Source organism: Microbacterium sp. 2RAF4 (genome assembly GCF_052115285.1).
In the GTDB taxonomy this organism is placed as follows: Bacteria; Actinomycetota; Actinomycetes; order Actinomycetales; family Microbacteriaceae; genus Microbacterium; species Microbacterium oxydans.
Map to the genome: position 1 here is coordinate 1,267,020 of NZ_JBFRGI010000002.1, position 23,403 is coordinate 1,290,422.

Annotated in this window: 19 protein-coding genes and 1 pseudogene; 12 read left to right on the top strand and 8 right to left on the bottom strand. The window is 69.6% G+C overall.

Going from position 1 to position 23,403, the window contains the following annotated elements:
* Positions 1–7: 7 nt before the first annotated feature.
* From AB4070_RS10590 to AB4070_RS10600, 3 genes are read right to left on the bottom strand one after another with little or no spacing between them, the layout of a single operon-like run.
* On the bottom strand, positions 8–661 hold the full coding sequence (locus AB4070_RS10590; protein WP_441980058.1) for a dihydrofolate reductase family protein: 654 nt from the start codon (positions 659–661) through the stop codon (positions 8–10).
* Positions 658–1,350, bottom strand: a complete 693-nt coding sequence (locus AB4070_RS10595; RefSeq protein WP_441980059.1) for a winged helix-turn-helix transcriptional regulator — start codon at positions 1,348–1,350, stop codon at positions 658–660. The genes AB4070_RS10590 and AB4070_RS10595 overlap by 4 nt, the downstream gene beginning before the upstream one ends.
* 1 nt (position 1,351) lies before the next feature.
* Entirely contained in the window at positions 1,352–1,789 is a 438-nt protein-coding gene (locus AB4070_RS10600; protein ID WP_441980060.1) for a VOC family protein, read from the bottom strand.
* 148 nt (positions 1,790–1,937) lie between these two features.
* Here AB4070_RS10600 and AB4070_RS10605 point away from each other — a divergent pair, with 148 nt between their 5' ends.
* The 5 genes from AB4070_RS10605 to AB4070_RS10625 all read left to right on the top strand — a co-directional run bounded on the left by AB4070_RS10605 (position 1,938) and on the right by AB4070_RS10625 (position 7,208).
* Positions 1,938–3,227: a sensor histidine kinase gene (locus tag AB4070_RS10605; protein WP_441980061.1), complete on the top strand. Its 1,290-nt coding sequence runs from the start codon at positions 1,938–1,940 to the stop codon at positions 3,225–3,227.
* On the top strand, positions 3,224–3,913 hold the full coding sequence (locus AB4070_RS10610; protein ID WP_441980062.1) for a response regulator: 690 nt from the start codon (positions 3,224–3,226) through the stop codon (positions 3,911–3,913). The genes AB4070_RS10605 and AB4070_RS10610 overlap by 4 nt, the downstream gene beginning before the upstream one ends.
* A 38-nt stretch (positions 3,914–3,951) precedes the next feature.
* The gene (locus AB4070_RS10615) at positions 3,952–5,124 is read left to right on the top strand and encodes a benzoate/H(+) symporter BenE family transporter (protein WP_441980063.1); all 1,173 of its coding nucleotides are present in this window, start codon (positions 3,952–3,954) and stop codon (positions 5,122–5,124) included.
* Positions 5,125–5,238: 114 nt separating this feature from the next.
* Positions 5,239–6,123 (top strand): ABC transporter ATP-binding protein, encoded by an 885-nt coding sequence (locus AB4070_RS10620; protein WP_441980565.1) that lies wholly within the window; start codon positions 5,239–5,241, stop codon positions 6,121–6,123.
* Positions 6,120–7,208, top strand: coding sequence for an ABC transporter permease (locus AB4070_RS10625; RefSeq protein WP_441980064.1), 1,089 nt, complete (start codon positions 6,120–6,122; stop codon positions 7,206–7,208). Before AB4070_RS10620 ends, AB4070_RS10625 begins: the two co-directional genes overlap by 4 nt.
* A 111-nt stretch (positions 7,209–7,319) precedes the next feature.
* Here the strand turns inward: AB4070_RS10625 and AB4070_RS10630 are convergent, their stop codons facing one another.
* Positions 7,320–10,805 carry a proline dehydrogenase family protein gene (locus AB4070_RS10630; protein ID WP_441980065.1) on the bottom strand — a complete coding sequence of 1,162 codons (3,486 nt, stop codon included), beginning with the start codon at positions 10,803–10,805 and terminating at the stop codon, positions 7,320–7,322.
* Positions 10,806–10,952: 147 nt separating this feature from the next.
* Here AB4070_RS10630 and AB4070_RS10635 point away from each other — a divergent pair, with 147 nt between their 5' ends.
* The 4 genes and pseudogenes from AB4070_RS10635 (at position 10,953) to AB4070_RS10650 (ending at position 15,934) form a co-directional block, all read left to right on the top strand.
* Positions 10,953–11,861 carry a LysR substrate-binding domain-containing protein gene (locus tag AB4070_RS10635; RefSeq protein WP_441980066.1) on the top strand — a complete coding sequence of 303 codons (909 nt, stop codon included), beginning with the start codon at positions 10,953–10,955 and terminating at the stop codon, positions 11,859–11,861.
* An 85-nt stretch (positions 11,862–11,946) separates the two neighbouring features.
* Positions 11,947–12,867, top strand: a pseudogene (locus AB4070_RS10640) (transporter); the annotation flags it as partial.
* A gap of 138 nt (positions 12,868–13,005) precedes the next feature.
* The gene (locus AB4070_RS10645) at positions 13,006–13,593 is read left to right on the top strand and encodes a nitroreductase family protein (RefSeq protein ID WP_282845819.1); all 588 of its coding nucleotides are present in this window, start codon (positions 13,006–13,008) and stop codon (positions 13,591–13,593) included.
* A 64-nt stretch (positions 13,594–13,657) separates the two neighbouring features.
* Positions 13,658–15,934: an excinuclease ABC subunit UvrA gene (locus AB4070_RS10650; RefSeq protein WP_441980067.1), complete on the top strand. Its 2,277-nt coding sequence runs from the start codon at positions 13,658–13,660 to the stop codon at positions 15,932–15,934.
* Between the two features lie 85 nt (positions 15,935–16,019).
* On the opposite strand, the gene AB4070_RS10655 is transcribed toward AB4070_RS10650, so the two are convergent.
* Positions 16,020–18,242 (bottom strand): ATP-dependent Clp protease ATP-binding subunit, encoded by a 2,223-nt coding sequence (locus AB4070_RS10655; RefSeq protein ID WP_441980068.1) that lies wholly within the window; start codon positions 18,240–18,242, stop codon positions 16,020–16,022.
* Positions 18,243–18,369: 127 nt separating this feature from the next.
* On the bottom strand, positions 18,370–19,569 hold the full coding sequence (gene coaBC, locus AB4070_RS10660; RefSeq protein WP_441980069.1) for a bifunctional phosphopantothenoylcysteine decarboxylase/phosphopantothenate--cysteine ligase CoaBC: 1,200 nt from the start codon (positions 19,567–19,569) through the stop codon (positions 18,370–18,372).
* Between the two features lie 68 nt (positions 19,570–19,637).
* Here coaBC and AB4070_RS10665 point away from each other — a divergent pair, with 68 nt between their 5' ends.
* Positions 19,638–20,342 (top strand): NRDE family protein, encoded by a 705-nt coding sequence (locus AB4070_RS10665; protein ID WP_441980070.1) that lies wholly within the window; start codon positions 19,638–19,640, stop codon positions 20,340–20,342.
* Between the two features lie 62 nt (positions 20,343–20,404).
* Here AB4070_RS10665 and AB4070_RS10670 read toward each other — a convergent pair whose 3' ends face one another.
* Positions 20,405–21,379 carry a GlxA family transcriptional regulator gene (locus tag AB4070_RS10670; protein WP_441980071.1) on the bottom strand — a complete coding sequence of 325 codons (975 nt, stop codon included), beginning with the start codon at positions 21,377–21,379 and terminating at the stop codon, positions 20,405–20,407.
* Between the two features lie 85 nt (positions 21,380–21,464).
* Here AB4070_RS10670 and AB4070_RS10675 point away from each other — a divergent pair, with 85 nt between their 5' ends.
* Both AB4070_RS10675 and AB4070_RS10680 read left to right on the top strand, forming a co-directional pair.
* Positions 21,465–21,626 (top strand): hypothetical protein, encoded by a 162-nt coding sequence (locus tag AB4070_RS10675; protein ID WP_441980072.1) that lies wholly within the window; start codon positions 21,465–21,467, stop codon positions 21,624–21,626.
* A 36-nt stretch (positions 21,627–21,662) separates the two neighbouring features.
* The gene (locus tag AB4070_RS10680) at positions 21,663–22,136 is read left to right on the top strand and encodes a hypothetical protein (protein WP_441980073.1); all 474 of its coding nucleotides are present in this window, start codon (positions 21,663–21,665) and stop codon (positions 22,134–22,136) included.
* Between the two features lie 40 nt (positions 22,137–22,176).
* Here the strand turns inward: AB4070_RS10680 and AB4070_RS10685 are convergent, their stop codons facing one another.
* The gene (locus AB4070_RS10685; RefSeq protein WP_441980074.1) at positions 22,177–23,403 is read right to left on the bottom strand and encodes a glycosyltransferase; all 1,227 of its coding nucleotides are present in this window, start codon (positions 23,401–23,403) and stop codon (positions 22,177–22,179) included.

A 23,403-nucleotide genomic window follows, 5' to 3' on the forward strand; every position in this document is an offset into this window, starting at 1 on the left:
CCTCATGTCACACGAACGTGCCGACCTCCGGCACCCGGTCGGTCCGTGCGTAGCGCAGCAGTGTCACTCCGGCCTCGTCGGTGATCGGCGGCTCGAGCAGACGCAGCACGCTCGGCAGCGCGCCATCGTCGAACACCTTCTTGCCCGCGCCGAGCAGCAGCGGGTACACCCAGAGGTTCAGCTCGTCGAAGAGGCCCTCGGCGAGCAGCGTGTGCACGAAGTCGATGCTGCCGATCACGTGCACCTCGCGGTGAGCTGCCCGCATCGCCGCGATCTCCGCGGCGAGGTCGGCACCGACACGCGTGCTGCCCTCCCAGTCGAGCGCGAGATCCGCATCTCGGGTCGCGACGTACTTCGGCACCCGGTTGAAGAGCGTGCCGATGTCGCCGGACTCGCCTTCCGTATGATGCGGCCAGTACGCGGCGAAGATGTCGTACGTGCGCCGCCCGAGCAGCAGCGCATCGAGACCGCGCATGCCCTTCTCGATCTCGGGTCCGACGCCGGAGGAGGGGTATCCTGCCTGCCACCCGCTGAACCGGAATCCGCCCGACGTGTCCTCATCGGTGCCGCCGGGACCCTGGGCGACCCCGTCGAGAGAGGTGAAGAGGTCGATCAGGATGCGGCCGGGTGTCTGTTGTTCATCAGCATATTGGTCGTTCATGTCGTGCTCCCTACTGTCGATCGTTCGATGTGGAAGGTGTCCGCGAAAGACTCCAGCAGCGCTTCATCGCCACGGACGACAGCGACGAGGTCCTGTGCCAGCGCTTCCGCCGGGGTGACCTCGCCGCCGATCAACCGACGGATGCCGGGGCCGGCGACGATCACCGCATCCGGTTCTCCCTCGGGGATGCGCCCGCCGACCGGCGGCGCCGGAGGGGCGAGCTGCGCGACGCGGAGCTCGCCGTCGCGCACAGATGCACGCAGAGCGACATCGCCGACGTGCAGTTCGTACTCCGCGTCCAGCGCGCTCTCGGCGACGAACGCCGTGCGCAGCGCCATCGTGAGCGAATCGGCCGTGACGACGTCGCCCTCCTCGGGATCGCCCATCGCCTGGAAGCCCCAGCGTCCGAGGGCGAGCATGATCGGCTCGAAGGAGCGCCCGTAGGGGGTGAGCTCGTACACGAGTCCGCAGTTCAACAGCGGCACACGTCGCACGACCCCACCCTCCTGCAGCTCTTTCAGTCGCGTGGACAGGATGTTGGTGGGGATGCGCGGCAGGCCCAGCTTGAGGTCGGTGTACCGACGCGGCCCGACGAGCAGATCGCGCACGATGAGCAGCGCCCACCGTTCCCCGATCAGCTCGACGGCGGTCGTCACACCGCAGTACTGGCCGTAGCTGCGCGCCGCCATGTCAGGCCGACGTGGCGGTGTCGGCCACGTGATCCGGGCCGTTCTCGATGGCTTCGGGCGTCATGTAGAGGAAGCCGAGCGAGTTGCCGTCGGGGTCGTCGAGGTCACGCGAGTACATGAAGCCGTAGTCCTGCACGGGCTTCGGCTCGGCGCCACCGGCCGCCAGACCCTTCGCGAGGATCGCATCGACCTCCTCGCGGGACTCCTGGCTGAAGGCCACCGAGACCTGGACGACTTCGTTCGGGTCGGCGATGGGCTTGTCGGTGAAGGTCGAGAAGAACTCACGCTTGAGGATCATGAAGTAGATGTCCTCGCTCCACACGACGCACGCCGCGTTCTCGTCGGTGAACTGGGGGCTGATCTCGCAGCCGAGCGCGGTGTAGAAGGCCTTCGCGCGCTCGAGGTCGGTGGTGGGCAGGTTGACGAAAACCTTGGTCATGATGGCTCCTCCGGAGGTGTGGGCTCATCGGTCGGTGAGCTCGTTGGGAAAAGCTTGTTAAAAACAACCACGCTTGTCAATAGCAAGTTCGAACCGATCCCCCACACGGGGGATGCGGCACCGCCACGCCCCGTCCTACGGTGGAGGGATGTCCGCCGCCCCGTTCATCCGCACGCCGACCGAGCGCGAACGGCGCAGCGATCTCGTGCTCGCCACCGTGCTGTTCGTCGGCGCCGTGCTGAGCGCAGCGCTCTCCTCGATCGCGGAGATGTACGGCGACGAACAGGCGCCGTTGTGGACCGCCCTCGTGTACGCGGTGGTCGTCACCGCTCCCCTGGCCGTCCGCCGGCGCTGGCCCGGCACCGTCGCCGTCGTCGTGGTGGCTGCCTACTTCACCGCGGTGACGATCCGCATCCCCGAGATCTACGTCGGCAACATCGCCATGTTCATCGCGATCTACACGGTCGGCGCCTGGATGAACAACCGCCGGCGTGCGCTCATCGTGCGCGTCGGGATCATCGTCAGCATGTTCGTGTGGCTGCTGATCACCATGTACCGCGACGCGATCCGCGAGGCCGACAAGGCGGATGTCATCGCCGGAGCCATGTCCCCCTACGTGGCCTTCATGCTCATCCAGCTGCTACTGAACGTGCTCTACTTCGGCGGGGCCTATTACTTCGGCGAGCGCTCGTGGGCAGCGGCGGCGCAACTGGCGGTGCTCGAGCAGCGGACGGCCGAGCTCGAGCGCGAACGCGAGGTCACCGCGGCCCAGGCCGTCGCGCTCGACCGGGTGCGCATCGCCAGGGAGCTGCACGACGTCGTCGCCCATCACGTGTCCGTCATGGGCGTGCAGGCCGGGGCCGCACGCCTGGTGCTGGAGCGGGATCCGGCGGAGGCCTCGCGCATCCTCACGGGCATCGAGGGCTCGGCGCGCGACGCCATCCACGAGCTGCGCCAACTGCTGGAGACCTTGCGCGCCCCCGGCGGAGAGACCTCGGACGCCGCCTCGACCCTGACACTCGACGACGTCGCCGAACTGGTCGAGGCCTCGACCGAAGCGGGGCTGCCGACCGCGTACACGGTCATCGGAGACCCGGCACCCGTCCCGTCTCTCGTCGCCGTCAACCTGTACCGCATCGCCCAGGAGTCGCTCACGAATGCCCGCCGTCATGCCGGACCTGATGCGACCGCCGACGTCCGCGTGCGCTACGACGACGACGGTGTCGAGGTCGAGATCGTGAACACGGGGCGTCCTGTCTCGCAGTTGCGCCCTGGGCTCGGACAGCTGGGGATGCGGGAGCGTGCCGCGGCCTCCGGTGGCACGCTCGAGGTGACGCCCCGCCCCTTCGGAGGACTGCGCGTGCGCGCCCGGGTGCCCCTTCCCGTCACCTCGGTCGCACACGGGCCCCTCGCGCGTGAAGCGAGCGTGCGCCGATGACCGGGGCGATCCGTGTGCTGCTCGTCGACGACCATGCGCTCCTGCGCGCGGGCTTCCGCACGATCCTCGACACACAACCGGACATCGACGTCGTCGGCGAGGCATCCAGCGGCGCAGAGGCCGTGGCGCAGGCTTCCGCCCTCCACCCCGACGTGATCATGATGGACGTGCAGATGCCAGACATGGACGGCATCGAGGCGACCAGACGGATCGTGGCCGACCCCGCGATCGATGCGGCGATCGCGATCGTCACGACCTTCGACCGCGACGACTACCTGTACCAGGCGCTCGATGCCGGAGCCGGCGGCTTTCTGCTCAAGAACGCCGGCGCGGAGGACCTCATCGCCGCCGTCAGGGCGCTCGCCGCGGGTGACGGCATGCTCGCCCCCGAGGTGACCCGCCGCGTGCTCGCCCGCTTCACCGCGACACCTGCTCGGACGTCGCCGTCGTCCGAGCAGCCCGCGCGTGGTCCCGTCTCGAAGACCGCTCTGGCCGAGCCCCTCACCGAGCGCGAGGCGGAGGTGCTGACGCTGCTCGCCGATGCCAGGAGCAACGCCGAGATCGGGCAGGCGCTGTTCATCGGGGAAGCCACCGTGAAGACGCACGTCTCGCGCATCCTGCAGAAGCTCGGGGCACGCGACCGCGTGCAGGCGGTCGTGCTCGCGCATCGCATGGGCCTCGCCTAGCACGGCGTCCGTCCCGACTCCGCGATAGCCTCGGAGCCATGCCCGACGCCGCACCCCTGTCCCGCCCGATCCTGGCGGGGGTGGTGACGGCACTCGTCGGGTTCACGAGTTCGTTCGCGGTCGTGCTGACCGGGCTCGACGCCGTCGGGGCTGACGCGGCGCAGGCGGCCAGCGGACTGCTCGCGGTCAGCCTCATGATGGCTCTCGCATGCGTCGTGCTCGCATGGCGGTATCGGATGCCGATCACCGTCGCGTGGTCCACGCCGGGGGCCGCCCTCCTCGTGGCCACGGGCACGGTCGACGGCGGCTGGCCTGCCGCGGTGGGTGCGTTCCTGGTCACCGCAGCGCTCATCCTGCTCACGGCGCTGTGGCCCGCACTCGGCGCCCTGATCGCTCGCATTCCTCCGTCCATCGCGCAGGCGATGCTGGCCGGAGTGCTGCTGCCCCTGTGCCTCGCCCCGATCACCGGCCTGGTGGTGAACCCCTGGGGTGTGGTGCCCGTCGTCCTCACCTGGCTGGTGTTCGCGCGGCTCGCCCCACGCTGGGCGGTACCGCTCGCGTTCGTCGCCGCGGCCGTGGTGGTGGCGGTATCCCTGATCGGCGATGGCGCTTCGTTCGATCCGCGCCTGCTGCTGCCGCGCCTGGAGTTCACCGCTCCCACGTTCACGGTGGGCGCCCTCGTGGGCCTCGCGCTGCCGTTGTTCATCGTGACGATGGCCTCCCAGAACGTGCCGGGCGTCGCGATCATGCGCAGCTTCGGATACGAGGTGCCGTGGCGCCCGGCCATGCTCGTCACCGGGGTCGGCACGGCGCTCGCTGCGACGGCGGGCGGGCACGCCATCAACCTCGCCGCGATCAGCGCTGCTCTTGCCGCTTCGCCGGACGCCGACCCCGACCCGAAGCGGCGGTGGGTCGCCGGGGTCTCGACCGGAGTGTCCTACCTCGTGCTCGCCGTGTTCTCGGCGGCCTTCGCCGCGCTCGTGGTGCTGGCACCCGCCTCCGTGATCCCCGCGGTCGCAGGCCTCGCGCTGTTCGCCGCGTTCGGATCGTCCGTGCAGCAGGCCATCGACGACCCTGGTGAGCGCATCCCCGCTGTGGTGACGTTCCTCGTGGCCGCGTCCGGGATCGCCGTGCTCGGGGTCAGCGCCGCGTTCTGGGCCCTCGTCGCCGGCCTCGTCGTGCGCACGGTGCTGCACGCCGCGCGCCGCTGAGCCTCTCCCCCCTCTCCTCACTCCCCTCCCCCGCACGGGTGATCCTGCGGAGTCCGCCATGCGGGGGATGTCGCGAGCAGGTGCGCTCCGTAGCGTGAGGGTATGACCACAGGAATGCTCGAACTCTCCGGCATCACCAAGAGCTACGGCTCTCGGCGTGTGCTCGATGATGTGTCCTTCACGGTCGCCCCCGGGCGGCTCACGGGCTTCGTCGGCGGCAACGGCGCCGGCAAGACCACCACCATGCGGATCGTGCTGGGGCTGCTGTCGTCGGACGGCGGTCGGGTCGATCTGGATGGCGCCCCGTTGACGACTGCCGACCGCCGCCGCTTCGGCTACATGCCGGAGGAGCGCGGCCTGTACCCGAAGATGAAGGTGCTCGAGCAGATCGTCTACCTCGCCCGCCTGCACGGCTTCGGCAAGCAGGAGGCCACGGAGCGGGCGACCTCGCTGCTCACGGAACTCGGGCTCGGCGAGCGGCTGAACGACACCATCGAATCGCTCTCGCTCGGCAACCAGCAGCGCGCGCAGATCGCCGCCTCGCTCGTACACGACCCCGAGGTGCTCATCCTCGACGAGCCGTTCTCCGGCCTTGATCCCCTCGCCGTCGACGTGGTCGCGGGCGTCCTGCAGTCCAGCGCGGCGAAGGGGGCGTCGATCCTGTTCTCCTCCCACCAGCTCGACGTGGTGGAACGGCTGTGCGACGACCTGGTCATCCTCGCCGGGGGAACGATCCGCGCGGCGGGCTCGCGCGATGCACTCCGCGCCGAGCACGCGCGCGACCGCTACGAGCTGGTCTCCGCAGGTGACGCCGGGTGGCTGCGTACCGAGCCCGGAGTCACGGTGGTCGACTTCGAGGGCGGCTACGCCCTGTTCGACGCCGACGGTCCGGAGACCGCGCAGCGCGTGCTGCAGTCCGCCGTGGCCCGAGGCGATGTCGCCAGCTTCGCCCCCAAGCATCCGTCCCTCGCCCAGATCTTCAAGGAGGTCATCCAGTGAGCACCCCCTCCCCCGTTCGCAGCTCGAACGGCATCTGGCTCGTCGCCGAGCGCGAGATCGGTTCGAAGCTGCGCAGCAAGGCCTTCCTGATCTCCACCGGCATCCTGCTGGTCCTCGCCCTCGCCGGCATCCTGTTCGGCGGGTTCGCGAGCAAGAACACCGAGACCATGCCGATCGCCGCGACCGCCGAGACTGCCTCCGCCGTCTCCGCCATCCCGGACGTCGAGGTCACCACGGTCGCCGACCAGGCCGCTGCCGAGCAGCTCGTGCGCGATGACAAGGTCGATGCCGCGGTGGTCGAAGGCGACGGACCGTCGGGATACACGATCATCGCGATGCAGGATCCCCCTGGCTCGCTCGTCTCGGCCCTCTCGATCTCTCCCGAGATCGTCAGCCTCGAGCCCGCGACCACCAACCCGCTGTTGCGGTACTTCATCGCGATCGCGTTCGGGCTCGTCTTCATGATGGCTGCGGCGACGTTCGGAGGCACCATCGCACAGAGCGTCGTGGAGGAGAAGCAGACCCGCGTGGTCGAGGTCCTCCTCTCGGCGATCCCGGCACGCACCCTGCTCGCCGGCAAGGTGATCGGCAACACCGTGCTCGCGATGGGCCAGATCCTCGCCCTGGCGGCGGTCGCCACGATCGGCCTGATCGTCACGGGTCAACGCGAGGTGCTGACGACGCTGGGAGCGCCCATCATCTGGTTCGCGATCTTCTTCCTGTTCGGGTTCATCCTGCTCGCGGCGATGTTCGCGGCGGCGGCGTCGATGGTCTCGCGCCAGGAGGACATCGGGTCCACCACGACACCGATCACGATGCTCATCATGGCGCCGTACATCCTGGTCATCGTCTTCAACGACAACCCGCTGGTGCTCACGATCATGTCGTACGTGCCGTTCTCCGCCCCGGTCGGCATGCCGATGCGCCTGTTCGTGGGAGAGGCGCAGTGGTGGGAGCCGCTGCTGAGCCTGGTGATCCTGCTGGCGAGCTGTGTGGCTGCGATCGTCATCGGCGCGAAGATCTACGAGAACTCGCTCCTGCGCATGGGCTCCCGCGTCAAGCTGAGCGAGGCGCTGCGAGGTTAGCCCCCTCCCTCCCGGCGCCGAGACCCATCCCGCACGCCGAAACCCACCGTCGCAGACGACTGCGACGGTGGGTTTCGTTGTGGCCGATGGGTCTCGGCGTCAGGGGTGGGCTCAGATCACGCCGTCGGCCAGAGTGGTGGGGTTGCCGAAGCGGTGGTTCGTGATCGACACGGCCTGCTCGTGCAGGAACGGCAGCATCTCGACGCGTCCCGCCCCGGTCACCGCGTGCGACCAGACCGCCACATCCGGGCTCCCGTCGAGCGCCTCGTGCAGCGCAGCGGCGTCGCCGCCGACCAGACGCACGCGGTGCCACGAGTTCGCCGCCTTGGCGTAGCGCTTGGTCCACGCCGCGTCCGACTCGTGCTTCGCGGTCACGCCGTGCGCGCGCAGCGCCTTCTCGACGCGAGAGGGCAGAGCCGGAGCCGACACCGTGAACGGGCTGCCGCTGCGCAGGGCGGCCGCGAGCACACGGAGGCCATCCACCAGAGGAGCGTCGTCGGCGATGCGCACGTCGACGGCGACCGGACGGTAGCGGAACAGGTTGCGCTCGACTCCGAGGCCGGACTTGTCGCTCACGGCACCGAGCTCGTCGATCCAGGCATGCTCGTCGGACGCGGCAGCACGCTGCAGCCACTCGGCCTCGGCCGCGTCGACGTCGGAGGACGCCGCCTCCAGCAGTGCCCGAACGACGGGGACGACAGCCGCCCCCGGAGCCGCAGCTGGGAGCTCGGCGGGCGTCCACTCGCCGAGACCGAAGAGGTAGTTCGGGCCACCGGCCTTGGCTCCGGCCCCGACGGCCGAGCGCTTCCAGCCGCCGAACGGCTGACGCTGCACGATCGCCCCGGTGATGCCGCGGTTCACGTAGAGGTTGCCGGCCTCGACGCGGTCGAGCCAGGTGGCGACCTCGTCGGAGTCGAGCGAGTGGATGCCGGCCGTGAGACCGTAGTCGACCGCGTTCTGCAGGCGCAGCGCCTCGTCCAGGTCCTTGGCGTGCATGATGCCGAGCACCGGGCCGAAGAACTCGGTCAGGTGGAAGTACGATCCCTCGCGCACTCCGGTCTTCACACCGGGCGTCCACTGCTTCCCCTCGTCGTCGAGCTTGCGGGGCTCAACCAGCCAGCGCTCGCCCTTCTCGAGCTTCGTGAGCGCGGTGAGCAGCTTGCCGTTCGCCGGCTCGATGATCGGGCCCATCTGCGTGGCAGGGTCATCGGGCAGGCCGACGCGCATCGAGGTGACGGCATCGACCAGCTGACGCTCGAACCGCTTCGAATCGGCGACGGATCCGACGAGGATGGCCAGCGAGGCCGCGGAGCACTTCTGCCCGGCGTGCCCGAACGCGCTGCGAGCCACGTCGGCGGCCGCGAGATCGAGGTCGGCGGAAGGGGTGACGATGATCGCGTTCTTCCCGCTGGTCTCGGCGAGCAGCGGCAGGTCGGAGCGGAACGAGCGGAACAGCTGCGCCGTCTCGTACGCCCCCGTGAGGATCACACGATCCACCGCGGGGCCGGCGACGAGGCGCGTGCCCAGGTCACGAGAGGCGAGGTCGACGAGCGCGAGCAGGTCCCGCGGCACTCCGGCGGCCCACAGCGCCTCGACCATCACGGCGCCGCAGCGCTGGGTGAGCTTGGCGGGCTTGATGATCACCGCGGAGCCCGAGGCCAGGCCCGCGAGCACACCGCCGGCGGGGATCGCGACCGGGAAGTTCCAGGGAGGGGTGACCACGGTGACCTTCGACGGCACGAACTCGGCACCGGAGACGGTCTCGAGGTCCTTCGCCCGCTCGGCGTAGTAGTGCGCGAAGTCGATGGCCTCGCTGATCTCGGGGTCGGCCTCGGCGATGGTCTTGCCCGCCTCGTGCGCCATGATCTCGATCAGCTGACCACGGCGCGCGGCGAGTTCGTCCCCGGCGCGGTGCAGCACGGCAGCGCGGTCGGCGGCCGGCAGTGCCGCCCACTTCTCGGCGGCCGCGGTCGCCGTGGTGAAGATGCCGTCGAGCTCGGCGTCGGTCTCGACCTTCGCGAGCGCGATGGTGTCGAGTCCGAGGGTCGACCCGACCGAGCGGCCGAGGATCTCCCGGCCCCACGCCCGGTTCGCTGCGATGGCCGGATCGGTGTCTGCCTGGTTCGCGAAGCCGGTGGTCGTGCCCGAGGGAGCCTCGACGTCGGAATCCAGAACCGTCCGGTCCTGCACCCGATGGGCGGCCGGGACGTACTGCGACTCGTCGGCCGCGAGGGCGGCCAGCGAACGCTCGAACCGCTCACGCTCCCGGGTGAGCAGCGTCGGGTTCGAGGCCAGTTCGAACACCGCCGACATGAAGTTCTCCGGGCTGGCGTTCTCCTCGAGGCGGCGCACCAGGTACGCGATCGCCACGTCGAACTCGGCGGGGTTCACGACCGGCGTGTACAGCAGCAGGCGTCCGACGTCCTTGCGGACCGCCTCGGCCTGGCCCGTCGCCATGCCCAGCAGCATCTCGTACTCGACGAGGGGATCGGCGCCGGTGGGGTCTGCCACCCCGCGCGCCTGTGCGAGCAGCCAGGTGTAGGCGATGTCGAACAGGTTGTGGCCGGCGATGCCGATGCGCACGGCGTCCAGGCGCTCCGGCGTCATGGCCCAGTCGAGCACCCGCTTGTAGTTGGTGTCGGAGTCCTGCTTGGTGCCGTAGGTCGCGAGCGGCCAGCCATGGATCGCGGCGTCGACCTCCTCCATCGCGAGGTTCGCGCCCTTGACGACGCGCACCTTGATCGGCGCTCCCCCCTTGGCGCGGCGGGCGGCTGCCCACTCCTGCAGGTGCTGCATCGCGCCGAGCGCGTCGGGGAGGTACGCCTGCAGCACGATTCCGGCTTCGAGGTCCTCCAAGCCCGGCTGGTCGAGGATGCTCGTGAAGGCCGCGATCGTCAGGTCGAGGTCGCGGTACTCCTCCATGTCGAGGTTGATGAACTTGGCCTTGCCCTTGGCCTCGGCACGCGCGGCGAGCTCGTAGAGCGGGGTGAGCTTCTCCACGACGTCCGCCACGGCCTCGTCGAACGACCACATCGACAGCTGGCTCACGACGCTGGAGACCTTGATCGACACGTAGTCGACGTCGTCGCGGGCGAGGAAGTCACGGGTGCCCTGCAGACGGTGGCCGGCTTCGCGCTCGCCGAGCACGGCCTCGCCGAGCAGGTTGAGGTTCAGGCGGTTGCCGCTCTTGCGCAGCTTCGCGATGGCGGGGCCGAGCTTGGACGGAGTGGCGTCCAGCACGAGGTGCCCGACCATGGCGCGCAGCACGCGGCGGGAGATCGGCACGACCACGCCGGGGAGCTTCGGCGCCCAGAAGCCGCCGGTCTTGATCGCGGCGCGCAGGTATCCGGGCAGCAGCGACGGGGTGATGTCGCTCAGCTCGGCGAGTTTGCGACCGGCGACGCGCAGGTCTTCCGGGCGCATGACGCCGTCGACGAAGCCGACCGTGAACGCCAGTCCGTTCGGGTCCTTGAGCACCTCGGAGAGGCGCTGGGCGGCCGGCTCGACGGGGTGGGTCTCGCTCTCGGCGAGCCAGCGCTGCACCAGGGCGGCGACGTCTTCGGTGCGGGGGGTGGTGGTGTCGGCGGCGACAGGCATCGGTGGGACCTTCCAAGAGAGCGCACACCGGGATTTCGTGTGCGGCTGGATCATTGTCCTGCCGCTCGGTAGGCTCCGTCTATCAACCGATTTGCGTGGATTCTGTTCAGTTGCACTGAACGATAGGCGCTGAACGAAGGACCCGCCGTGCTCGACGTGAACAGACTGCGGATGCTGGTGGAGCTGTCGCGTCGGGGGACGCTGTCGGCCGTCGCCGACGCCCTGTCCTACAGCAAGGCTTCGGTGTCGCAGCAGCTCAGCGCGCTGGAGCGCGACGTGGGTGTGCCGCTGCTGCGTCGGGTGGGGCGCGGCGTGCAGTTCACTCCACAGGGGAACGTCCTCGTCGCCGAGGCCATCGGCATCCTCGACCAGCTCGAGCACGCCCAGGTCGCCGTCGCCGAATCCCTCACCGAGGTCACGGGCACCGTGCGCATCGCGGTCTTCCAGTCCACGGCGCACTCGCTCCTGCCCCGCGGACTCGAAGCCCTCAAGGAGCGTCATCCGGCCCTGCGAGTGGAGGTCACGGAGTCCGACCCGGAGACCGGACTCGTCGGAGTGTCCAGCCGCGACTTCGACCTGATCCTCGCCGAGCAGTATCCGGGCCGCACACGCCCGATCCACGCCGACCTCGACCGGGTGGTGCTCGCACACGACGCGATCGCCCTCGCGCGGCGGCCGGGAACCCCCGCGCACGCCGACGCCGTCGCCGCGCTGTGGTCGACCCGCGACGAACCCTGGGTGCTGGAACCGGCAGGCACCGCGTCGCGCGCCTGGGCGGAGCAGCTGTGCCGCACCGCCGGGTTCGAGCCCGATGTGCGCTTCGAGATCGCCGACCTCACCGCCCACGTGCGGCTGATCCATGCCGGACTCGCGGTGGGGCTGCTGCCGGAGCTCGTGTGGGCGGGCGACACCCCGACCGTCGACCTGGCACCGCTGCCGCAGGAACCTCGGCGCGAGATCTTCTCCTCCGCGAGGCGTGTGTCTGCGGACGCTCCCTCGATCCGCGCCGTGCGCAGCGCACTCGCCGATGCGGCCTCGCACGACCTCGCCGCCTGACCTCGCAGCCTGATCTCGCCACCTGATCTCGGGATCCGCGCCGCCTCCGTGAACCGCGGAGTAAAATGTCAGAGGTTACCTCGACATGTCCTCTTCCACGCGCACCCGCTCAGGCCGGACCCCTCCCGCTCGGATCCCGCTGAACACCCTGGCGATCGCACTGGGTCTCACCGGCGTCGCGTCGACCTGGTCGGCGGCCACCGCCGTCGCTCCGGTACCCGCCCCCGTGGCCGCCGCCTTCTGGGTCCTGTCGGCGCTGACGACCATCGGGCTGCTCGCCGCGCACATCGTGCGAGGCGCGCGCAGCGGGACACCGCTGGGCGCGCAGCTCCGCGACCCCGTCCAGGCACCGCTCGCCGTGATCCTCCCGCTGGTCGGGATGCTCATCGGAATCCGGATGCTCCCCTGGCTCCCCGCCGCGGGCTCGACGATCGTGATCGCGTCGATGACCGCCACCGCGATCTGGACGGGCTGGCTGGTGAGCACCTGGATGGCCGGTCGGATCGAGCTCGGGGCGATACACGGCGGCTACATCCTGCCGCCGGTCGCCGGCGGGTTCATCACCGCGACCGCCGCGGACGCACTCGGGCTGCGGGGGCTCGGATGGGCGGCGTTCGGCGTCGGATGCCTCTTCTGGGTCGTGATGACGACGCTCGTGCTCCTGCGCCTGGTCGCCGGGCCTACACTGCCGGATGCGCTCACCCCGACCCTGGCGGTGCTGATGGCCCCGCCGGCCGTCGGGGGACTCGCGCTCTTCGCCCTGACGGACGGCTTCGCGTCACCGCTCTCGTTCGCGTTCGCCGGTCTCGGGGCGCTCCTCGTCGCCGCGCAGGTCGCCACCATCCCGCGTTACCGGCGGATCCCCTTCACCCTCGGCTTCTGGTCGTTCACGTTCCCGGTCGCGGCCGTCGCGACCTACACGATCGCCTGGCTCGACGTCGCCGAGGTGTCCTCCGCCGGCCCCGTGGCCGTGGCGCTCGCGATCGCCGTCACGCTGTTCGTCACCGCGATCGGTATCCGGTCGCTGCGGGATCCGGCCACCGAGGGCCTCCGGACGATCCGGGAATATGCATGCACATGCATCTGTTGGCTCCCGTGTACCCGGACGAAGGAGTCCGATCCACTCCTTCCGAAAGGCACTTCTGTGAGCACCCCCGTGATCGACCGCACCGCCCCGACCGAGCACCCCGTCCTCGACGTCCTCGCCGGGCGCTGGAGCCCCCGCGCCTTCGACGCGCAGAACTCGATCGACGAGGCCAAGCTCGCGACCGCTCTCGAGGCCGCCCGCTGGAGCCCGTCCGCGAACAACGTCCAGCCCTGGCGCTTCATCGTCGCCCGCCGCGGCACCGCATTGCACGCCCAGGTCGTCGACTCCCTGATGGGCTTCAACCAGGCGTGGGCGGGCAACGCCGCCGTGCTCGTCGTCGCGATCGCCGAGACAGCCACCGCCGACGGCACCCCCATCACGCACGCGCTCTACGACCTCGGCCAGGCGGTCGCGCACTTCTCGGTGCAGGCCCACCACGACGGCCTGCTCGTGCACCAGATGAGCGGCTTCGACCCCGAGGTGGTCCGCGAGTTCGCCGACCTCGAGGCCCGGTTCGTGCCGGTCACCGTCTTCGCCGTCGGCGAGTTCGGCGACATCGAGGCCCTGCCCGAGGTGCTGCAGCAGCGCGAGGTCGCCCCGCGCGTGCGTCGCCCCATCGACGAGACGGTCGTCCTCAGCGCCTGACCGCTCCCGCCGACGGTGTCAACGGGGTCTCCGGTTTGTCCGGGGGCCCCGTTAGCGTGTGCGGATGGATATGCTCCGCATCACCGGCGCGCGGACGAACAACCTCCGCGACGTCTCCGTCGACGTCCCCAAGAAGCTGCTGACCGTCTTCACCGGGGTCTCGGGTTCGGGCAAGTCGTCGTTGGTGCTCGACACGATCGCCGCCGAGGCGCAGCGGCTCGTGAACGACTCCTATTCGACGTTCATCCGGTCGCGACTGCCGCAGCTGCCCGCTCCCGATGTGCAGGCGATGGACGGCCTGACGTTCACGGTGCTGATCGATCAGCGCCGGTTCACCGGCAACGCGCGCTCGACCGTGGCGACCGCGACCGATCTGGCCTCGCTCGTGCGCCTCGTCTTCTCGCGCGTCGGCGAGCCGTCGGCCGGCTACTCCCCCGCGTACTCGTTCAACGACCCCTCCGGCATGTGCCCGACCTGCGAAGGGCTCGGCACGGTGTACGACATCGACATCGATGAACTGATCGACCCCGAGAAGAACATCGACGAAGGCCCGGTGCGGTTCAGCCTGTTCCGTCCGGGCGTGTACCGCTGGAAGCGCTTCGCCTACTGCGGACTGTTCGACCGCGAGAAGCCCCTCAAGGACTATACGGCCGAGGAGATGGACCAGTTCCTCTATGCCGACAAGCTCAAGCTCGAGGACCCCGACCCGCGTTTCCCGCAGAGCGCGCGCTTCGACGGGGTCATCACCCGGATGCGCGACGTGTTCCTCAAGCAGCGTCCGGTGAAGATGTCGGCCTCCGTGCGCGAAGAGCTCGACCGACTCGTGACGCATCACACCTGCCCAGACTGCCGCGGCGCGCGCGTGAACGAAGCCGCGAGGGCCAGCCTCATCGACGGGCGCTCGATCGTGGACTGGATGCGCATGCCGGTCTCCGAACTGCACGCGCTGCTCGAGGAGTTCGACGACCCACGGGTGGCGCCGGCGGTCGAAGGCATCCGTCACGCGCTCGACGCCCTGCTCTCGGTCGGCCTCGGCTACCTCGCACTCGACCGCGAATCGGCGACCCTGTCCGGCGGCGAGGCGCAGCGTGTCAAGATCGTGCGACACCTCGGCAGCGCGCTCACCGACGTCACCTACGTGTTCGACGAGCCGAGCACCGGACTCCACCCCGCCGACATCCAGCGCCTCGTCGCCCTGCTCCAACGACTGCGCGATGCCGGGAACACGATCCTCGTCGTCGAGCATCACCCGCAGGTGATCGCGGTCGCCGACCACGTCGTCGACCTCGGACCGGGTGCGGGGTCCGCCGGTGGGCTCGTGCAGTTCGAGGGGACGCCGGCCGAGCTCCGCGCCGGCGACACCCTGACGGGGCGCGTGCTCGCCGAGCCGTTGCCGATCCGTCGGGCGACACGGGAGCCGTCGGGCCGGATCACGGTGCGGGATGCGCGCTCGCACAACCTGCGAGGGTTCGACGTCGACATCCCGTTGGGCGTGCTCACAGCTGTCACGGGAGTCGCGGGATCCGGCAAGAGCTCGTTCGCGACCGCAGAGCTGCCCCGCCAGCACCCGGACTTCACGGTCGTCGGACAGGAACCGCTGCGCGGCGGCGTCCGGTCGACGACCCTGAGCATCCTGCGCATCGCCGACACCGTCAGAGCGGAGTTCGCCGCCGCCTCGGGCCTCGACCCATCCTGGTTCAGCTTCAATTCCCGCGGCGCGTGCCCCACCTGTCGCGGCCGCGGTCACATCACGACCGAGCTCGCGTTCCTCGACGACGTCTCCCTCCCGTGCGATGCGTGCGGCGGGCTGCGCTTCAACCCGACCGCTCTGGCCGTGCAGGTCGACGGCGCCACGATCGCCGACGTGCTGGCGGCGCCTCCCGCCGAGGTCAGTGCCCTCTTCTCCGCCCATGCCGACGTGGTCGAGGCCCTGGCCTGGGTGCAGCGCACCGGACTGGGCTACATCCCGGTCGGCCGGTCGCTCGACACGCTGTCCGGCGGGGAGAAGCAGCGTCTGCTCCTGGCCCGCCACCTCAGCGATCCGCACCGCGACCGGGCGGACCGCATCATCCTCGACGAGCCGACCTCCGGCCTGCACCCCTCCGACGTCGACACCATCAACGTCCTCTTCGACGACCTGCTCGACGAGGGAGCGACGCTGGTGGTCGTGGAGCACAACCTGCGGGTGGTCGCCCGCGCCGATCACATCATCGACATCGGTCCGGGAGCGGGATCCGAGGGCGGGAGCCTGATCTTCAGCGGGACGCCGGCCGAGATCGTGCGCGACGACGACTCCCTCACCGGCCGCGCACTCGCCGCCGCCTCCGGCCTGCGCGGCTGAGCCTGCACGAGAAGGAAGAGGGACCCGCGGATCACCCCACGGGTCCCTCTTCTGTGTCCGAGCGGTTCAGCTCTGGCCTGGCGTGTCAGTCCTCGAGGAGCTCCGCCTCGATCACGTCATCCTCGTCGGACTCGGAATCGGCCTCGGGCTCCGGCGTCGTCGAGGTGAGCACGAGGCCCATCCCGTCGGCTGCCACGTCGACGCGAACCGTGTCGCCGTCGTGCACGTTGCCCGAGAGCAGTGCTGTCGCGAGCTTGTTCTGCACCTCGCTCTGGATGAGGCGGCGCAGCGGGCGAGCACCGAACATGGGGTCGTACCCGCGCTCGGCGAGCCAGGCCCGCGCGTCCGGAGTGACCGCGAGGGTGAGTCGCCGGTCCTTCAGCCGGTCGTGCAGCTGGTCGACCGAGAGCTCCACGATCTGCGCGAGGTCGTCTTCGCTCAGTGCCGAGAACATCACGATGTCGTCGAGACGGTTCAGGAACTCCGGACGGAACGCCTGCCGCACGAGCGCCATCACCTGGTCGCGCTTCTCATCGGGTGCGAGCACCGGGTCGATGAGGATGGGCGAGCCCAGGTTCGAGGTGAGGATCAGGATCACGTTCGAGAAGTCGACCGTGCGCCCCTGCCCATCGGTGAGTCGACCGTCGTCGAGCACCTGCAGCAGCACGTCGAACACCTCGGGGTGCGCCTTCTCGACCTCGTCGAGCAGGATCACGCTGTACGGCCGACGACGCACGGCCTCGGTCAGCTGACCGCCCTGCTCGTAGCCGATGTATCCGGGAGGGGCGCCGACGAGCCGCGACACCGAGTGCTTCTCGCCGTACTCCGACATGTCGATGCGCACCATGGCGTGCTCGTCGTCGAAGAGGAACTCCGCCAGTGCCTTGGCCAGCTCGGTCTTGCCGACACCGGTCGGGCCGAGGAACAGGAACGATCCGGTCGGACGACCGGGGTCGCTGATCCCCGCGCGCGAACGGCGGACGGCGTCGGACACGGCCTTCACGGCATCCTTCTGCCCGATCAGACGCTTGCCGAGCTCGTTCTCCAGGTGCAGCAGCTTCTCGCTCTCACCCTGCAGCAACCGGCCGACGGGGATGCCGGTCCACGCGGCGATCACGGCCGCGATGTCCTCCTCGGTCACCTGCTCGTTGACCATGCGGGGCTCGCTCGACGCGGTGGCCTCCGCCTGCTCGGCCTCGGCGATGTCGCGCTCCAGGCGCTTGATCGTCTCGTACTCGAGCTTCGAGGCCTTCGTGTAGTCGGCGTTGCGCATGGCGAGGTCGCGCTGCGTGATCGCGTCGTCGAGCTGCTTCTTGAGCTCACCCACCCGGTTCAGTCCCTGACGCTCGCGCGCCCAGCGGGCTTCGAGCTCGGCGAGCTGGCGCTCCATGCCGACGAGCTGCTCGCGCAAGGCGCTCAGTCGCTCCTTGGACGCAGCGTCCTTCTCGCGCTTGAGGGCGAGCTCCTCGAGCTTCATCCGGTCGACCTGGCGCTTGAGCTGGTCGATCTCGACCGGAGACGAGTCGATCTCCATCTTGAGCCGCGACATCGACTCGTCGATCAGGTCGATCGCCTTGTCGGGCAGCTGGCGCGCGGGCAGGTACCGGTTCGACAGCGCCGCGGCCGCGACAAGGGCACTGTCGGAGATGGTCACCCCGTGGTGCGCCTCATAGCGACCCTTGAGACCGCGGAGGATCGCGATCGTGTCCTCGACCGTGGGCTCTCCGACGTAGACCTGCTGGAAGCGGCGCTCGAGCGCCGCGTCCTTCTCGATGAACTCGCGGTACTCGTTGAGCGTGGTCGCGCCGATCAGCCGCAGCTCGCCGCGGGCCAGCATGGGCTTCAGCATGTTGGAGGCCGCGACGGAGCCTTCACCGCCACCGGCGCCCATCAGCACGTGCAGCTCGTCGATGAACGTGATGACCTGTCCGTCGGACTCGGTGATCTCCTTGAGGACCTGCTTCAGCCGCTCCTCGAACTGCCCCCGGTACATGGCGCCGGCCACGAGGGCGGAGATGTCGAGCGTGACCAGCTCCTTGTCCTTGAGAGACTCGGCGACGTCGCCAGCGACGATGCGCTGGGCGAGGCCTTCGACGACCGCGGTCTTCCCGACGCCGGGCTCGCCGATCAGCACGGGGTTGTTCTTCGTGCGCCGGGTGAGCACCTGACTGACCCGACGGATCTCGCTGTCGCGTCCGATCACGGGGTCGAGCTTGCCCTCGCGGGCACGGTCGGTGAGGTTGATGCCGAACTGCTCGAGGGCGGACTGCTGCTCTTGGTTCTGGTTGCCGGTCTGCGGGGTGGTCATGCGCTCCTCCTGGAGTTGCTCCTTCTGGTCGCCTCCCGTCCGCCAAGTCGGAGGACGGGATCAAAGTTGAGTCTTGTTGACTCAAGTTTAGCACTCGCCGAGATTCTCCTCCAGTCCGTTCACCTCGTCAGCGCTCCCGTCCGATCGCGTCCCAGATCGCGGACGCGACAGCGCGTTTGGAGCCGGAGATCGTCGCCGCCACCGCGCCCCCGGGGCCCAGGATCTGCACGGCGTTCTCCGCGCTCTCGAACCCGCGCTCCCAGCCGACCTCGTTCACCACGAGCAGGTCGACACCCTTGCGCTGCTGTTTGCCGCGAGCGCGCGCGAGCAGTTCGGCCTCGTCCTCCAGGGTCTCGGCCGCGAAGCCGACGACGAGCTGGCCCGGGCGACGCGCAGAGGCCAGGGCCGCGACGATGTCCTCGTTCTCGACCAACTCGATGGCGCGCACCCCGCCGCCCTCCTTGGTGAGCTTGCGCTCCGAGACCGCGACCGGTCGGTAGTCGGCGACCGCTGCGGCCATCACGATCACATCGGACTCTGCGGCCTCACGCTTCATCGCGTCTGCGAGCTCGGTCGCGGAGCCCACGCCGACGACGCGGATCGACGGATGCCGCACGTCGGCGAGCACGTCACCCGAGATGTTCGCCGACACCAGAGTGACCTCCGCTCCGCGAGCGGCCGCCTCCGCGGCGAGCGCCGCACCCTGCCGGCCGCTGGAGCGGTTACCGAGGAAACGCACGGGGTCGATCGGCTCGCGAGTGCCACCGGCCGAGACCACCACCCGCACGCCGGCGAGGTCACCTGGAGCCAGCAGCGCCTGCGCGGCGGCGAAGATCTCCTCGGGCTCCGACATCCGTCCGGGACCGCTGTCACCACCGGCGAGCTCTCCGTCAGCCGGACCGACGAGGTGGACGCCGCGTTCCCGCAGCGTGGCGATGTTCACCTGTGTCGCCCTGTTGCGCCACATCTCGGCGTGCATCGCCGGAGCGATCAGCACCGGGGCCTCGGTCGCGAGCAGGGTGGTTCCCAGGAGATCGTCGGCGAGTCCGGCGGTGATCTTCGCGATCGAGTTCGCGGTCGCCGGCGCCACGATCACGAGGTCGGCCGCCTGACCGAGAGCCACATGCCGCACCCGTGCCACATCCTCGTGCACGCTCGTGGTCACGGGGTGACGGCTGATCGCCTCCCAGGTGGGCAGCCCGACGAAGCGCAGCGCATCCGCGGTGGGCACCACGGTCACGTCGTGGCCGCCCTTCGTGAGCAGGCGCACGAGATGCACCGTCTTGTACGCGGCGATGCCGCCTGTGACTCCGACCACGATGTTCACGTCTCGATTCTGCCCCAGCATCCACCGCCGCGGGCCGACGATCGTCCCGCCGACCTAGACTTGATGCCGTGTGCACGGTCGTGATCGATGTCGAGAATGCCGGATCCGCACGACTTCTCGCGGTCCGCGACGAAGACCCGCTGCGGGCCTGGGACTCCCTCGGAGCCTGGTGGCCGGACGACTTTCCGGGCGTGGTGGGCATACGCGACCGTCGAGCGGGCGGGGCGTGGCTCGCCGCGAACCCCGCAGAGGGGCGACTCGCCGTGCTGCTGAACCGCGCAGACGTGCGCGACCTCCCCGCAGCTCAGGCGGTGTCCCGCGGCGCCCTCGCCCTGGAGTCGGTGATGGGCCGCTCGCCGGTCGCACCCCTGCCGATGCACGGCTTCAACCTGCTCGAGGTGGGCCCCGCCGGCGCGAGAGTGCTCTCGTGGGACGGCGTCGAGCTGCGCGAGACGTCCATCGAACCCGGAACGCACATGATCGCGCACGACGATCTCGACGACGCGACGACTCCGCGGATCCAGGCATGGCTGCCCGAGTTCCGCGCCCTGGGTCCGACTGCCGACAGCGACGACTGGACGGCCGAGTGGACGGCCCTGCTCGCGTCTTCGACCGCCCTGCCTCCGGAGGACGACAGGGCGATCATCCGCGACAACAGGCCGCACGGCTACCCCACCCAGTCATTGCTCTACTGCATCGCCGCGGTCACCCCGGACGGGGTCGAGGTGCGTGACGTCGCACTGCCCGCACCGGCGCACTGGTCTGAACGGTGAACCGGGCCGAGCAGTGAATCGCACCGGATAGCGAATCGGGCCGAGACGCGAACCCGTCCCGCTCAGGCCGCGGGCACCGCGGATTCCTCGGCGCAGGAGAACCGCGCACGGTAGGCGGTGGGGGTCAGTCCGAGCACTCTCGCGAAGTTCTGCCGCAGCACGGCCGCTGAACCGAATCCGCACTCGTCGGCGATGTGCTCGAGCGGCAGGTCGGTGCGCTCCAGCATCCGCTGCGCGTGGATGATGCGCTGACGCGCGAGCCAGGCCGCGGGCGTCGCGCCGTATTCGGCTTTGAACCGGCGGGCGAACGTGCGCGGCGACATGAGGGCCCTGGCTGCCAGCTGGTCGACACCGAGGTCTTCGCGCAGGTGCTCGACAGCCCAGTCGGCGACCGCGGCCAGCGAATCGGTGGGGACGACGGGGATGGGGCGATCGATGAACTGCGCCTGGCCTCCGTCGCGCTGCGGGGGCACGACCATCCGGCGGGCGATGCGGTTGGTGAGCTCGGCGCCCACCTCCTGTCGGAGCAGATGCAGGCAGGCGTCGATGCCCGCCGCAGTGCCGGCACTCGTGATGATCTTGCCGTCCTGCACGAACAGCACGTCGGGGTCGATGTCGATCTGCGGATACATGTCGGCCATGACGTGCGCGTACATCCAGTGCGTGGTGGCGCGTCGACCGTCGAGCACCCCGGCGGCGGCGAGGATGAACGATCCGCTGCACACGCTCATCACCCACGCGCCGCGGTCGACCGCATGGCGGGCCACGTCGAGCAGAAGCGGGTCGATGTCATCCCATCTCTCCCGAGGGAGCGGGCAGAAAACCACCAGGTCGGCTTCGTAGGCGAAGGTCAGGTCGTGCTCGACGTTCACCGAGAAGCCGATCTTCGACGTCACGACGCCGGCACGGGGGGCGACGATGCGGAAGTCGAAGTTCGGCACACCGTCATCGGCGCGGTCGAGGCCGAAAGCCTCGCAGGCGACGCCGAACTCGAAGGGCGCGAACCCGTCCTGGATGACACAGGCGACCGTCTTCATACACACTCCCGGTTGGCAGTTTTCATACGTTCAGAGTCTATTCTGCCACTCGTGGCTGTTCGGCATCGAACGTAGCGTTTCTGCCATGATACTCCTCATCGCACTCCTCGCCCTCGCCGCATGGGCCACGATCGCCACCGTCGTCGAACTGCGCCGCGACGGATACCGCCGCACCCCGACCGACTGGACGCGCGTCGCCGGGCGCGATGTCGGGCAGCAGGCCGAGTCGGGGCACGGTTACCGCTGACCACCGCTCATGACCGCGGGGGCTACGCTCGTCGTCATGAGCGAGCCTCAGCACCCTTCCGGTCCCCCCACCCCACACCTGCCAGCGACTCCGCAGTACCCGGCAGCATCGCAGAACTCCGCAGCACCCCAGAGCCCCGCCGCACCGCAGTACCCGCAGGCGACCCTTCCCTCTTATGGCGCAGCGCCGCACCCCGCCGACACGGGAAACCCGCTCGGAAGGGTCGCGTTCCTCATCGCCGTGATCGCTTTCGCCGTCAATCTCGTCATCTCGTTGACAGCGCCGTTCGCCTACTTCGCCGCCGACGGTTACGGCTGGTACAACGCCCTCTCCGGCTTGGTCGGTGTGGTGAGCCTCGTCGCATACGTCCTGGCGTTCATACTCGGACTCGTCGCCGTCCGCCGGCCCGGCCCGCACCTGCTCGCCGGCATCGCGATCGGCATCGCCGGAGTCGGCGCCATCGGCATGGCGACCACCTGGATGTCGTCGCTCTTCTACCAGTTCTTCTGAGGCTGCCTGCTCGGAGCCACGACTGCCAGAGCCCTCGTGATCATGCGAGCACCCGTTCGTAGACCTCGACCATCGCCGCCGTGCGCGATGACTGCCGGAAGGCCTCGGCCACCTCAGGCAGCGGAACCGGAGCCGTCCCCCGCGCGATGTCCTCTGCCGCACGTCGCAACGTCTCAGCCAGCACGACGCGTCGGCGAGCCTCTCGCTCCACCCCGGATCCGCCCTCCGCGTCAGGCTCTGGCACGGCCCACAGACCGCCGCCGAGCTCCGCAGCGATGTCGGGATCGCAGATCACCGATGGTGTTCCGAGAGTGGCTGCCTCGAAAGGGGTCATCCCCTGGGTCTCGAAGCCGATCGACGTCTGCACGAGCGCGTCGGCGGCGGCGATGCGCGCCAACGTCTGCGGGTAGGTGAGGCGTCCGGCGAAGTGCACGCCGTCGCGTGCACGGACGATCTTCTCGGCGGCTGCGCGCTGAGCGCCTCCCCCGATGATCTCCAGGTCGGCGTCGACTCCCGAAGCGACGAACGCCTCGAGAAACGGAAGGAGACGCTTCTCCGGGCTCATCCGGCCGAGCCAGACGAACCGCGGTCTGCCCGGCGCACGGTCTGCGGGCGTGTCCGCGAGCGTCTGCTCGCGGACGTCGTCGTCGATGCCGTTCCAGATCACGTCGACGTGCGGGAAGACGTCGTGCTGCTCGAGGCGGCGGGCGAAGTGCGTCGAGGGGGCCGTCACGGCGGATGCTCCGGAGGCGAGACCGCGCAGGAACGCCCACCCGTCGCTTCCCTTCACGGGGTCGCCGACGCCCCGCAGTGCGATTCCACGCCAGGCGTTGAGCGCCGCGAGCACCGGGCGGTGCAGTGGAGTGACGGCGGCGATGCCGACGTCGACCCGGTTGTGCATGGTGTGCACGACCGGGATGCCGTGCCGCTGCGCATACCGGTGTCCGATGAAGGCTCCCCAGAAGTCCGCTTGCACGTGCACCAGGTCGACGGGCGGACGGCGGGTCATGGCCTTGTCGAGGAAGCGATCGGTGCCGCGTCCTGGCCAGCTCATCGAGTATTCGCGATCCGTCGTGATCGGCATGGACGGCAGGTCGACGTACGCGCCGCCGTGGGTGCCGGATGAGGCACGCGGTCCGTGCATCTTCGGTGCCACGACCGTCACGGTGTGACCGGCGCGTTCGAGGAACTCCCGCTGGAGCCGCATCGACACCTGCGCTCCCCCGAGGGAGTCGAGGTGTTGATCGCCGAAGAAGACGATGTGCAT